Source organism: Paraburkholderia caribensis, assembly GCF_002902945.1.
GTDB lineage: Bacteria > Pseudomonadota > Gammaproteobacteria > Burkholderiales > Burkholderiaceae > Paraburkholderia > Paraburkholderia caribensis.
This window is the reverse complement of the sequence record NZ_CP026103.1, coordinates 1,109,450-1,121,646: the sequence shown is the minus strand read 5'-3', so window position 1 is coordinate 1,121,646 and position 12,197 is coordinate 1,109,450. Positions and strand designations below refer to the sequence as shown.

13 protein-coding genes are annotated in these 12,197 nt (G+C 61.8%); 7 read left to right on the top strand and 6 right to left on the bottom strand.

What is annotated here, in order from left to right; translation table 11 throughout:
- The first annotated feature begins 17 nt into the window (after positions 1 to 17).
- From C2L66_RS34540 to C2L66_RS34525, 4 genes are all read left to right on the top strand, one after another.
- Positions 18 to 803, top strand: a complete 786-nt coding sequence (locus C2L66_RS34540; protein ID WP_060608268.1) for a DUF4123 domain-containing protein — start codon at positions 18 to 20, stop codon at positions 801 to 803.
- 50 nt (positions 804 to 853) lie between these two features.
- Positions 854 to 1,297: a DUF3304 domain-containing protein gene (locus tag C2L66_RS34535; RefSeq protein WP_158512191.1), complete on the top strand. Its 444-nt coding sequence runs from the start codon at positions 854 to 856 to the stop codon at positions 1,295 to 1,297.
- A 10-nt stretch (positions 1,298 to 1,307) separates the two neighbouring features.
- On the top strand, positions 1,308 to 2,900 hold the full coding sequence (locus C2L66_RS34530) for a T6SS phospholipase effector Tle1-like catalytic domain-containing protein (protein ID WP_225031507.1): 1,593 nt from the start codon (positions 1,308 to 1,310) through the stop codon (positions 2,898 to 2,900).
- A gap of 192 nt (positions 2,901 to 3,092) precedes the next feature.
- Complete coding sequence (locus tag C2L66_RS34525; protein WP_060608260.1) at positions 3,093 to 3,728, top strand: toll/interleukin-1 receptor domain-containing protein; 636 nt, start codon at positions 3,093 to 3,095, stop codon at positions 3,726 to 3,728.
- Between the two features lie 213 nt (positions 3,729 to 3,941).
- On the opposite strand, the gene C2L66_RS34520 is transcribed toward C2L66_RS34525, so the two are convergent.
- Complete coding sequence (locus C2L66_RS34520) at positions 3,942 to 4,901, bottom strand: LysR family transcriptional regulator (protein ID WP_060608257.1); 960 nt, start codon at positions 4,899 to 4,901, stop codon at positions 3,942 to 3,944.
- A gap of 131 nt (positions 4,902 to 5,032) precedes the next feature.
- Between C2L66_RS34520 and C2L66_RS34515 the strand changes: the two genes are divergently transcribed.
- Positions 5,033 to 6,199 (top strand): mandelate racemase/muconate lactonizing enzyme family protein, encoded by a 1,167-nt coding sequence (locus C2L66_RS34515; protein WP_060608255.1) that lies wholly within the window; start codon positions 5,033 to 5,035, stop codon positions 6,197 to 6,199.
- Positions 6,200 to 6,236: 37 nt separating this feature from the next.
- On the opposite strand, the gene C2L66_RS34510 is transcribed toward C2L66_RS34515, so the two are convergent.
- On the bottom strand, positions 6,237 to 6,695 hold the full coding sequence (locus C2L66_RS34510) for an HrpB1 family type III secretion system apparatus protein (RefSeq protein WP_054932281.1): 459 nt from the start codon (positions 6,693 to 6,695) through the stop codon (positions 6,237 to 6,239).
- Positions 6,696 to 7,006: 311 nt separating this feature from the next.
- Here C2L66_RS34510 and C2L66_RS34500 point away from each other — a divergent pair, with 311 nt between their 5' ends.
- Positions 7,007 to 7,678 carry a hypothetical protein gene (locus tag C2L66_RS34500; protein WP_060608253.1) on the top strand — a complete coding sequence of 224 codons (672 nt, stop codon included), beginning with the start codon at positions 7,007 to 7,009 and terminating at the stop codon, positions 7,676 to 7,678.
- Between the two features lie 85 nt (positions 7,679 to 7,763).
- Here C2L66_RS34500 and C2L66_RS34495 read toward each other — a convergent pair whose 3' ends face one another.
- Both C2L66_RS34495 and C2L66_RS34490 read right to left on the bottom strand, forming a co-directional pair.
- Positions 7,764 to 8,252 carry a lytic transglycosylase domain-containing protein gene (locus C2L66_RS34495; protein WP_054932268.1) on the bottom strand — a complete coding sequence of 163 codons (489 nt, stop codon included), beginning with the start codon at positions 8,250 to 8,252 and terminating at the stop codon, positions 7,764 to 7,766.
- Between the two features lie 14 nt (positions 8,253 to 8,266).
- On the bottom strand, positions 8,267 to 8,593 hold the full coding sequence (locus C2L66_RS34490; protein ID WP_060608250.1) for a hypothetical protein: 327 nt from the start codon (positions 8,591 to 8,593) through the stop codon (positions 8,267 to 8,269).
- A gap of 263 nt (positions 8,594 to 8,856) precedes the next feature.
- On the opposite strand from C2L66_RS34490, the gene C2L66_RS34480 reads away from it, so the two are divergent.
- Positions 8,857 to 9,825, top strand: coding sequence for a phage tail tip lysozyme (locus C2L66_RS34480; protein ID WP_060608247.1), 969 nt, complete (start codon positions 8,857 to 8,859; stop codon positions 9,823 to 9,825).
- 241 nt (positions 9,826 to 10,066) lie between these two features.
- Here the strand turns inward: C2L66_RS34480 and C2L66_RS34475 are convergent, their stop codons facing one another.
- On the bottom strand, positions 10,067 to 10,786 hold the full coding sequence (locus C2L66_RS34475; protein ID WP_054932265.1) for a winged helix-turn-helix transcriptional regulator: 720 nt from the start codon (positions 10,784 to 10,786) through the stop codon (positions 10,067 to 10,069).
- A gap of 319 nt (positions 10,787 to 11,105) precedes the next feature.
- Positions 11,106 to 12,158, bottom strand: coding sequence for a catalase family peroxidase (locus C2L66_RS34470; protein ID WP_060608244.1), 1,053 nt, complete (start codon positions 12,156 to 12,158; stop codon positions 11,106 to 11,108).
- Between the last annotated feature and the right edge of the window lie 39 nt (positions 12,159 to 12,197).

The window sequence follows — 12,197 nt, the reverse complement described above, 5'->3', positions numbered from 1 at the left end:
TGCCCACACTCAGGACTATGACGGCCGACGCGCTGGAGCAGGAAATTGTCGGTTTCCTTGCCCGCGACGCAGGCCAGCCGCTTTACGCCTTCGTATATGGCGTCGCCTATCCGACGCTTTTCTCTGCGTTGGCGGGCAGGGCGCGAGGCTTTCCGGCGACCTCGAATATCGAACTGGTGTTCGACGCCCCTGACGACACGGGTGCAAGGCAATTCGGACCGTTTGTCATCCCGATCGAACCGTCGCGACGGGATGTGGTACGCGAGCTATGCGAGAAATGTGTGGAGGATCCGCGCGGGCTCTCTTTCATCGTCTCACCGCTTTCGCTGCAACGGCTTGTCGAGGCAATCAGGAATAGACTGGATGCCGTGTGCGACGATGGAACGGAGTGGCAGGTCAAACTGTTCGACACGCGCGTGATACCCGTATTGGCACAGGCATTGACGCAAGCACAGTTGACGTCGTATCTCGCGATGGTCGACGAATGGTGGTATCTGGATCGCAAGCGCTCGCTTCAGAAAGTGATCCATGGGTTTCAGGCCAATGCGGACCACCGTTCGCCACTGAGGTTGAATGATCGACAGGTCAGCATCTTTACCGACGCGGGATTAACCGATTCGATTCTTTACATGTTGGCGCAGACGGATGACGACCTGCTTGCGATGATCGACGAGTCGACCCGCTACGACATCGTAGCCAATGCGCTGCACGGGGCGACCGAGCGGGAAAAGAACAGTTCCTTGCTGCTGGCTGACCGGGCACGTTGCGCACTGATCGCATTTTGTGAGGAAAAACTCGAGTGATGCATTTGAGAAAACTGCTCAAGGTTGGCATTCTTGTCGGAGTCGGTATTGTGGAATCTTCAAGTTTGACGGGTTGCGCGAAAGAGCCGTATGAGCTCGAACTCGTGGGGTATGACTACACGAACCGGGCTTTGCTCGACTTTGCGGTGAACGGCATTTCGGGCGGCAACATATTCCTGAGCACAAAGACATCGGGCGGCGGCAAATACGCTTGCTGTGTCCGGCTCGATCGCTCGACGAAAACACCCTTCATGGTCGACGTCGAATACATGCGCGAAGCGCTGGTGGCCTATCCCTCGGACAAGATCGTCGAGCCCGCCGACAAGGACCATCTGAAGGCACGCGTCGAAGTCAAGGGGCCTATTCCTGAGAAACCTGCGTATCTCGAAGTGCACTTCTATCCGGATGGTCATATCGAAGGTGCGATTTCGGGTGACGACGGACCTTCGCCGCCGCGTTTGAAGCTCGAACGCCGCTTGCCCTACGTTCGCTGACGGGGCGGGCATGCTTGACGATACCCAGCTTACACCGATGGCAGGACTGCGCCCGCTGTCGCTCGAAGAGCGCAGGCAACGCGCGGCCGCGATGGCTTGCCTCGACCCGTCGAAGAAGCCCGGCACGCCCGACTGCTCGCAAACGGTCTGGATTTCGGTCTTCTTTGATGGCACAGGCAACAATCGTTTCAACGACACACCGAAGCTCAAACACAGCAACGTCGCGCGGTTGTTCCTGACGCATCCGGAAAGCGATGACGAACTGGGTAAATACGCGATCTATGTTCCGGGTCTCGGCACGCCGTATCCGGAAATCGGCGAGCACGGCTACAGTACGATGGGGCTCGGCGTGGCGTCGGGCGGCGACGCACGGCTTGCGCGGGCGCGCGCCGATTTCGATAAGCTGGTTGCGAAAGCCAAAGCGCGCGCAAAGAATCCGACACAGCCGATCCGGATGATCAATCTGGCGCTGTTCGGTTTTTCGAGGGGCGCGGCGCTTGCGCGCGCATTTGCGATTCAAGTTGCAAAGGACTGTCGCCAGGGTGCGGGCGGCTGGACATATCAAGGGCATCCCATTCGGCTGTATTTCATGGGACTGTTCGATACCGTCGCTTCGGCGGGTGTGCCCGCAGGCGCCAAAACCTATGACCACAGTCCACTCGTCAGAATTGGGACCTATGTGATCTCGCCGTTGGCGGGCATTGGATTGTCCTTCACGAATAAAGACGGTCACTACGAGTGGGCGAAGGATCTGCGCATACCGGCAATGGTGGAACAGTGCGTCCATTACGTCGCCGCGCATGAAGTCAGAGATTCGTTTCCGCTCGATTCCGTGCGCGACGGGAAGCACTATCCGGCCAATGTTCACGAGGTCGTCTATCCGGGTGTGCATTCGGATGTCGGCGGCGGTTACGCGCCAGGGGAGCAGACGCGCGCCTTGAAGGACGAAGACAAACTCAGTCAGGTGCCTCTTCTACATATGTATCGCGCGGCGAGAACGGCGGGCGTGCCGTTGTCCGCGCTTGAAACATTGGGTCCGGGTATCAAGGGGACGTTCGCTGTCTCGTCAAGGACGGCGGCACTGTTCGACTCGTATATGAGCCGCGCGCAGGCGAGTGGCCCCATCGAGAAGGCGACGTCGGATCATCTCTACCAGATGTATATCGCGCGCAGCTATCTGTCTAAGCTCACGAATGACGAGAAAGCGCAGGCACGGGTGACAGCCTCCGAGCAGGTGCTTGCTGAGACCCACAATAACGACCTCGTGCCGAACGTCAGGAAGGAACTCGCCATTGTCACGGCGGATGGCAACGCGGTTAACGAGGCCACCGCCGCCGCGGAGACGAGGCGGCTCAATGGTGGAAAGCTCAGCTTGCGGGAAGAGACGCTTGCAAGAGCCTATGAAGATGTCACGTTGATCGTCGGACCTGCGGGCCAACGGGACCAATTGCTCGAATTTTTCGACTATCTGGTCCACGATTCCGTCGCCGGTTTCGCGAAAGACTTTTCCAAGTTGCAGAACTGGCGAATGATGTACTTTGGTCAAGTCGCTTATGAGCCGGCGAATGACTGGAGTCTGTCGGGGCCCGCATCGCCGCTTTAGAGGTCATGCAGACGCCACACGGATTTTCGTAAAACGCTTTGTTCTTCGCGGTCAGATAGCAATTGCAAAGCGCGAAGGCACGATCCCGAATCAGCTGCAACGCGACGAACCGTTTCCTTGTCCCAATAGATGCACTGCCCTGTCTCAGGTGGGGTCAGGATTCGATGGAAATCCACAGTCAGGGGACTGGACATGGATCGGGTCGAGAAATCCGTTTTCATCAGCTATCGCCGCACTCATGCGCCGCGGGCATTGGCTGTTTTTCAGAACCTGACGCAGCACGGATATGACGTATTTTTCGACTATCAGGGCATTGCTAGTGGCGACTTCGAGACTGTCATCCTCGAAAACATCAGAGCCCGCGCGCACTTCCTGATTCTGCTCACGCCTTCTGCCCTGGAGCGCTGTGATGGGGCCGATGACTGGTTGCGCCGTGAAATCGAAGTCGCCCTGAACAATCGACGCAACATCGCGCCGCTGATGCTGGAGGGTTTCGATTTCGGCACCCCGGCGATTGCAAACCACCTAACTGGCAAGATCGACGCGCTTAGGCGCTACAACGCGCTGCGCCTACCAATGGAGTATTTCTTCGAAGCCATGAGCCGCCTGCGCGACAGACACTTGAACGTGCCGCTGACGGCTGCGATTCACCCTGCCTCAATGACCGCGCAAAAGGCCGCGAAAAAAGATCAGGCGTCGGCTGCCACGGCTGTCGCGGTGGATGGGAACGAACTTACGGCGCAACAATGGTTCGAACAGGGCTTCAACGCGACGGATCCGAACGAGAAGGTGCGCTGCTATAGCGAAGTTATTCGTCGTCTGCTGTGAACCGGATCAGAGGCGAAGTTCAGGCAGCCACTGCCGATTACCAGAAATACCTCAACCTGCTTGGCAGTAAGAGAGAGGGGGAAAAGGCATAGCATAAGGGTGAGAGCAGGACGGCCGGTCTGCCAAATGGTCGTCGCCGCTTTAAACGGCGTCGAAGCGCTCTTTTCAGGTCGCTCCGCGCACGGTGCAGTCAGCGTGACTGCGACACCAGCCTCACGCCTTTCGTCCCCCTCGCTTCTTCCGGGCATAAATCGCAGCCCCCGTTTCAACCGGAATGAATGGCGCCTGAAAATGATCGATCAGAAAATCGATAAATGCCCGTGCGCGCGCAGTCTGGTTCCGCTGGCTGGGATAGTAGACAAACAGATCCGCCGACGGCAATACCGTTTCCGGCAGAACCAGTTTCAACCTGCCGCTCTGAACGTACTTCGCCAGATCCCATTCGGAACGAATCAATATCCCATGTCCATCGAGCGCCCATCGCAGCACGATATCGCCGTCGTTGCTCGACAGCGCGCCCTTGACTTTCAGCGCTTCCGTGCGGTCGCCCTGCATGTACCGCCAGACGCCATACGCATCGTCGTTCTGTCGATGAATGATGCAACGGTGCTGAACCAGATCTTCCACGCGCTCCGGTGTGCCGAAACGTTCGAGATATCTGGGTGAGGCGCAGAGAAAGCGCCGATTGCTCATGATGCGCCGTGCGCTAAGCCGGCTGTCGGGTAGTTCGCCGAAGCGGATCGCCATGTCGAATGCTTCCTCGACGAGATCGATGGGCCGGTCGGTCACTTCGAACTGGATCTCGACATTGGGAAACCGTTTGGCGAAGTCGGACACGAGCGGCGCGATCGTCGTGCGCCCGAAGCCGAGCGTCGCGTTGATCCGTAATAGCCCATGCGGGTCGGACCGGGACCCGGATATGTCGTCTTCCATCTGCCGGACTTGCGCGACGATCTGCGTCGCGTAGCGCAGGTAGGTCTCGCCTTCCGGCGTGAGGCTGACACTGCGTGTGGTCCGGTTGACGAGGCGCGCGCCCAGTCTCTGTTCGATCAGCCCCAGCCGCTTGGTCGCCGCCGGCGGCGTGAGATCGAGCGCACGCGCCGCGCCCGACAGGCTTTTCAGCCTGGCGATGAGGATGAAAAACTCGAAATCGGAAGCCGGGTCGGTCGCCACTTCGGTTTATTCGCCAAAAGTAAAAAATGAAATGAATTCAGGTGAATTCTAACGTGGCGTTCCGCGGATAAGCTAGTTTCCATTGCAGCCAGACACATGCAAAACGTGCTCAAAACTCAGGAGACGCCATCATGAGAATCGTTGAAATCCGCGAAAAGACCGTTCCGATCAGTTCTCCGATCCGGAATGCCTATATTGACTTCAGCAAGATGACGCTGAGTCTCGTCGCCGTGGTGACGGACGTCATCCGGGACGGAAAGCCGGTTGTTGGGTACGGCTTCAATTCCAACGGTCGCTACGGCCAGGGCAAGCTGATGCGCGAGCGTTTCATTCCGCGCATTCTCGAAGCCGATCCCGCCACGCTCGTCGACGATACGGGCGGCAACCTCGATCCGCACAAGATCTGGGCGACGATGTTCACGAACGAAAAGCCGGGTGGCCACGGCGAGCGTTCGGTCGCCATCGGCACGATCGACATGGCGATCTGGGATGCGGTGGCCAAGATCGAAGGCAAGCCGCTGTTCCAGTTGCTGGCGGACCGTTACGGCGATGGCCAGCCCAATCGCAAGATCTTCGTGTATGCCGCGGGCGGTTACTACTACCCGGGCCAGGACCACGAAAAGCTGAAAGACGAGATGCGCAGCTACATCGACCGTGGCTATACGGTGGTGAAGAAGAAGATCGGCGGCGCTTCGCTCGACGAAGATCTGCGCCGTATCGACTCGATCCTGAGCGTGCTGCAGGACGGCCAGAAGCTCGCCGTCGATGCCAACGGCCGCTTCGATCTCGACACCGCTATCCAGTACGCGAAGGCACTGTCGCAATACGACCTGTTCTGGTACGAAGAACCCGGCGATCCGCTCGACTTCGAATTGCAAGCCACGCTGCGCAATTACTACGACAAGCCGATGGCGACAGGCGAAGACCTGTTCTCGATGCAGGACGCCCGCAACCTGATCCGTTACGGCGGCATGCGCCCCGACCGCGACTGGCTGCAGTTCGACTGCGCACTCAGCTATGGCCTCGTCGAATACCTGCGCACGCTCGACATGCTGCATCAGCACGGCTGGTCGCCGAGCCGCTGCATTCCGCACGGCGGACACCAGATGTCGCTGAACATCGCGGCGGGCCTTGGTCTCGGCGGCAACGAATCCTATCCGGACCTGTTCCAGCCGTACGGCGGTTTCCCCGATGGCGTGAGGGTGGAAGGCGGCTATATCACCATGCCCGATCTGCCCGGTATCGGTTTCGAAGGGAAAGCCGATCTCTTCGCCGAGATGCAAAAGCTGTCGGCATAAGCCGCTAATCTTCGGCACGAGCAATGCGCCATCACCATCAACTGTGCTCCACCGCGCGATTCGTCTCGATTGCAGCAAGCACGCGCATCGACAGTTCCGGACCATGAACGCTCGCAGCCTCGTCATTGGGCACGTTCAGGAACCGCGCGACGATGGCGATAGCCGTGTCGTTGCCCGTATCGACGGTGTCCGTCGCGGCGCGCCGCCACTCGTCGTCGTGCTGCATGAAAAGACACAGCGCATATAGCGCCGACACGACGGGCAGATTCGCGTGACGGCTCGTCACGTGGCGCAAAAGGCTCGCGGCTTCGCGCCATTGCGTCTGGTTGATCAGCAGACGCGCCTCGCACACGTCGGCCAGCGGGCTGTCCGGCTGCCACGCACGCAACGCGCCGAGCACGTCATGCAACTCCGGCATGGCGCCGATGCGCATGCCGCCTGAAAACACCGACATCATCGCGTTGAGCACGGATGGACTGCATTGAAGATTCGACATGGCGGTCTCGCATGAACGGTTGACGATCGAAAGCGGGCACACGCCCGACACTGCATTCTGTGTGTGCCGTCGCCTTTGGTCTTTCGGGTGCGCGAAGCGTCGTGCCGCGTGCCGAAGCGCGTCCTCGGCGGGGTGAAGTGGGCACGACGTCCCGGCGCGGTGCGGCGCGTCGACTGCATGCGTCATTCGCGACGCGTCACGCGGCTTCGCGCTGCATGCGTGTGGCGTGCTCACATGAATCTATCGTCGAGGCTGAATCGGGATCGGGCAAAGATCGCCGGTTCGTCTTCTTTTTAACCAGAGAGAATTCGATGAACTCCATTACCCAATCCTTTCTCAACCCCGTGAACTACACGCCCGTCGGCGGCATGACGGGAGGCGCGTCGCAAGCCGTGCCGGGTCAGGGCGGCGACGTCGGCAAGCTGCTGCAGGATCTGTCGCAACTGATCGACGGTCAGCAGAACAACGCGGGCGGCGCGAACAACGTCAGCCAGTTCCTGCAGGATCTGGCGGGCGTGCTCGGTGGTCAGCAAGGCGCACAAGGTGCGCAAGGCGCGCAGAATCCCGCTTCGCCGATGGGCGGGCAGCCCGGCTCGATGCCGCCCGCGGGCTCCGCTACGGGGGCGTCTGCCAGCAACGGTCTGGGCACGGCTGGACAGGGCATGCACGACATCAAGATCAACAGCAAGGCGGGCGGCGACGCACTGCATCTGCAGGAAGACTCGCAGGGCAACCTGTACAACGGGAGCGGCAACAACGTCGGCCATATGGGCGCGGACGGCTCGGTCACGTTGAACTCGGGCGCGACGAAGGAAGCCGCGATTCTCGAAACGGGTCACTCCAACGGCAAGATGAACATCGCGCAGGTGTTCGGCGGCGGCGGGCTGACGAAACCGGAAACGGGCGATGGCGGCAACAAGGTGTTCGATTCGTCGCAGGTGTCGGTGTCGTCGGGCGATCTGAATCAGAAGAACGACGTCTGATCGGACGCGAGATGCGGCGCGCGAGATTCGTCGGACGCGCCGCTGTTGTGCCGACGCGCTGCTCACCAACGACTCCGCAAAACGCTCAACGCGCGGCCAGCGAGGCCGCCGTCACCGGGATCGCATGCGCAGGATCGCGCCGCCAGCGTTCGATGATTGCGGCAATGCGGCGCGCGTAGTCGTCGCGCAGCGCAGGCGTCGACGAATGATAGGCGCCCACGGCCGTCCACGTGTTGCCGTAGCGCACCACCTGTTTGCGCAGATGCCACGCAGCGATATAGACGTTCTTGCACGGCACCATCAGCGCGTCGCGCCGGATGCCGTATCGCTCCAGCTCCGGCAGATGGATCGAGTTGATCTGCATCACGCCGTAGTCGGTCGAGCCGTTGGCGTTTGTATGCGTCGCGTCGGCGTTGTTGTGCGATTCCTGCCACGCGATCGCGCGCAAGATCAGCGGATTCAGACGTTGCCAGGCGGCGGCATCGTCGAAGCAGTCGGCGCGGGCTGCCGGCGTCGCAAGCGACATCGACGCGCCCAGCAGCGCGCCAGCGAGACGCAATGCGCGGCGGTTCATGCGGCGCTCCGGGGTCATGGCGTCATGCCATCGCGCGAGCGCATGTCGTGCCAGTGCGCGAGCCATGCGTGGTACGCGTCGATACGCGCCTCACGGCGTGCTTCGGCGAGGCGTTCCTGTTCGAGATGCGCGTCTTCCCGATGTGCTTCCTCGCGATGTGCGTCGAGGCGCCTTTGCTCCGCGCGCGCGGCTTCGCGATGTCGCGCTTCGATCCTGTCGTCGGCGGCGTTCACGTTGAGCAAGCCGTCGCGTTGCGCGGTCTGCGCGAATGCGTGAGCGCACAACACGACGGATAGCGAGATGGACATGGCAATGACGGCGCGTCGTCCGGAGAGGCGCATTGGCTTGCTCCTTGATGGTTCGGCATAAGCGGGCGGGATGGGATGCGAACGAGGATACGAGCCACGCCGTATCGAACACCCGCGCGACGCGAAGCATCGATACGGCCGGGCGAAGCACATGGCGGCGCGCTGCGCTTTCGCGTTTGCACATCTGGCTTCGTGCGCCGCGCGGTCCGGCCGCTGAAGAGCTTTTATCGTGACGCCACCAGGTCGACGACGCATTCGATACGGCGCTTCGTCGGCCTTCTCCTCAGAGGACTCGGATGAACACTCTTTCTCTTCTCAACGGCGTGGGTGGTGTGTCGGGGCTGTCGCCCGTCGCGGGCGTGCAGGGCGATGGCGCGTCTCGGGACGCATCGGTTGCGAATCTGCTGAGCGATATCGCGAAGCTGATCGACGGCGGCGGAGCGGGGCAGAGCACGGGACAAGGTGCGGGGACGGCGGGCGCATCGGCGGCCGGCGATAGCGGTCTGTCGCAGTTCTTCGCCGACCTCGCGGCCATGCTGCGCGACCCTGACGGCACGGGCGCGCAAGGCGGGGCGGGCGGCGCGCCGTCTGGCGGCTACGAAAATTTCGCGGCGATGCCCGGCAGCGGTACGGCGGGCATCGGCAATGGCGGTGCAGGCAATACGGTCGCAAGCAATACCGCCGCAAGCAATACCGAAAGCCCGAACGGCGCGCCCGCTTCCACGTCCGCACCGCCTCCGACGAGCACTGCATCGACAGGCGCCGCACCCGAAGGACTCAGCACCGCGCCGCAAACCCAAGCCTTGTCGCCTGCGCAAAGCAAGCAGACCGCCGACGCCTACGTCAGCAATCTGCAAAAGGACTTCGGGCTTACGAAGGATCAGGCGGCGGGCATTGTCGCGAACCTGTGGCACGAGAGCGGCGGCATGAACTCGGGCATCAACCAGGGCGGCAAGATCGGCGCGCCGGGTTCGAACATGGCCGACGACAACGCGAACGGATACGGCATCGCGCAATGGGGCGGTACGCGCAAGCAAGGTCTGCTCGACTACGCGCGCCAGCACAACCTCGATCCATCGAGCGAGGCCGCGAACTACGGCTTTCTGAAACAGGAGTTGCAGACCTCGCAGGCGGGCGCGATTGCGGCCGTCAAGGGCACGAATAGCGCACAGGCCGCGACGCAGGCCTTCTGCAACGCCTTCGAGCAGCCGTCCGATCCGCAGATGGCATCGCGTCTCGGGTATCTGAACCAGATTCTTGCGTAAGACTTCGCGCCGCCCAATAGGCGGCGACGCGCCGTTTGAGGTCGGCGCTCGCACGCCGTTGACGCATGCGCGAAGGGTGGTTCGCATGCGTGAACGGGCGCATCACAACGAGCATGGCGAATGGATACCGGTGGCGGGCGGGTTGCCGCATCGTCGGGCGCGTGCATCGTGTGCCGCGCGGGTCGCATTCGTCCTGCACTGTGCCTCTTTCCAATCTGCGCTGTGGTGCTGGAAAGCCCGTTCACGCGGCCATCGGCTGTCGACTGTCGAGCGTCTCGTCATGCCGTGCGACGAACACATAGCCGAGCGAGTAGACCGTTTTCAGCGGCGACTCGTCGCGGCCATCGAGCGCGAGCTTCGAGCGCAGCTTGTAGATGTGCTGTTCGAGCGAGCGGCCCGCGAGGTCGGCGTCCTTGCCCCACACGGCGTTGGCGAGCTGCTCGCGGCTCATCAGCGAGCCTGCGTTCATCAGCAGCAGCCATGCGAGGCTCAGTTCGCGCGCGGTCAGCGCTACGCAACGCTCGCCGAAGCTCACCGTGCGCGCGGTCCGGTCGATCGTGTAACCCGCCACCGTCAACCGGTCGACGACGCGCGAGCCACGGCAACGCGAAATCGAGCGCCGCGCGCGCGCCATGATTTCTTCGACGTTCGCCGTGCCGATCACGACTTCATCGACGCCCGCGTCGAGCGCCTCGATCACGGCTTCGCTGTCCCACGAACGGCCGATCATCATCACAGGCAGATCGGTGCGGAAATGGCAACTGCGCCACTTCAGTGTCGCGAGCGCGGGAATCTGGCTCTGGGTTGCATCGAAGATGACGAGCGCCGCCGAATCGCGTTGCAGGAAGCGGATCAGCGAAAGCTCGTCGGTGAAACGCGTGCAGGATGTGCCGTTCTGTTCGAACGCTTCACTGATCTGTTTGAACAGCACGTCGCTGAAAGTGAAACAGGCAATTCGCATGTGTACTCCATTACCATCGCGGCGCGACCCAGGCGCGCCGATATCCCCCGTCGTTCTGGTCCGAGGCGCCGTCTATGTTTTTGCAGCGCTCTCGTCATACAGAACACCTGATAGCAAGGGGCTATTCCATCCGTTTCTCAATCGGTGGCGAATGCGAATGAACACGCGAAAAATGCTTGTGGGACAAAGGTTTGCAGCGCGAGCCCCGCGGCATCGAAAGACGCGGCGCAAAAAATCTTTTGTGCTTTAGCGCAGCGAAGAACCGTTCGATCGAGCGAAGCGCCATCGCGCACGCGCCCACTATCTGGGTGAGCCGCGCTTACTTGCCTGCTGCGTAGCGTTGCTCTTCATGCAAGCGGCGTTCATGCGACTGCGCATACGCGGCGGAACGTGCCTTGAGCAGGGGATCGTCAGACGGCGCAATGCCATCGGGCAGCTTCAGCGGATCGAAGCTGATATCGCGGCATGGGCCGTCGATCTGCGGCTCTTCACGCTGCACGACGAGCGTGCCCACGTCGATCTGCGTGCGGTTCGCGGGCCATTGGCGTGTCGAATCGTTGGTGACGTCGCCCGGTTGCGCGAGCGTGATGATCATGTGCCAGCGCACGGCGCCCTGCCGCAGACGCCCGGCGAGACCGCGCTCCAGAAAATCCGTGTCGTGCGTTTGCGCGGCGGCGAGCGGCGTATAGGCGTCGTCGGGTTCGACGCGCCAGCGCACGTCCTGCGCATGACCGTCGCGATCGATCAGCCGGAACGCCGAGACGCTGTAGTACGCGGCATTGTCGAAGCCCGACGAAGGCGGATGATCGCGCAGCCATTGGTCGAAGCGCGCGGCTTCGGGATGCGTCTTCATGAACGCATCCATGCCGGGGTTGTCGCCGTACGTGGTGGCGTCGTGCGCTTGCCGGGAGGCTGCGAGCATGTCGAACAAGGCCTCGGGCGTGCGTACCGGAAAGATAGGCGCGGAGTTCATCGCGGTGCGCCATTCGCCGCCGCCCGGCGTGACGATGCGCAGCGCAAGGCTGCGCACGTTCGAGGCGCCATCGGCCTGCGCGGGATTGCCGCCGCCGATCGACAGGCGTCCCACCACCTGCGACCTGCCCGCTGCGAACACGCTTGCGCGCGAGAGCGGCGCGGCGTTGCCGTTGCTGTCGAAATAGCCGGTCACGCACACGCCTTTAGCGTGATTGCGCCGAAAGCCGGGGTGCTTGCCCGATACGGCTTCGAAGCGATCGACGATCTGGTTCGCCGTGGGCTGCGTGCCGAGCAGGCCGCCGAGGCCATGCGAGTACGCGTACGCGCCTGCAATCGAGCCAAGCGTGACGACGGCGAGCGCGCCGCCCGCGACAATGCTAAAGGGAAGTCTGGGCATGAATCGACAACGGATACAACACGCGTCAGTGCGCGCGCG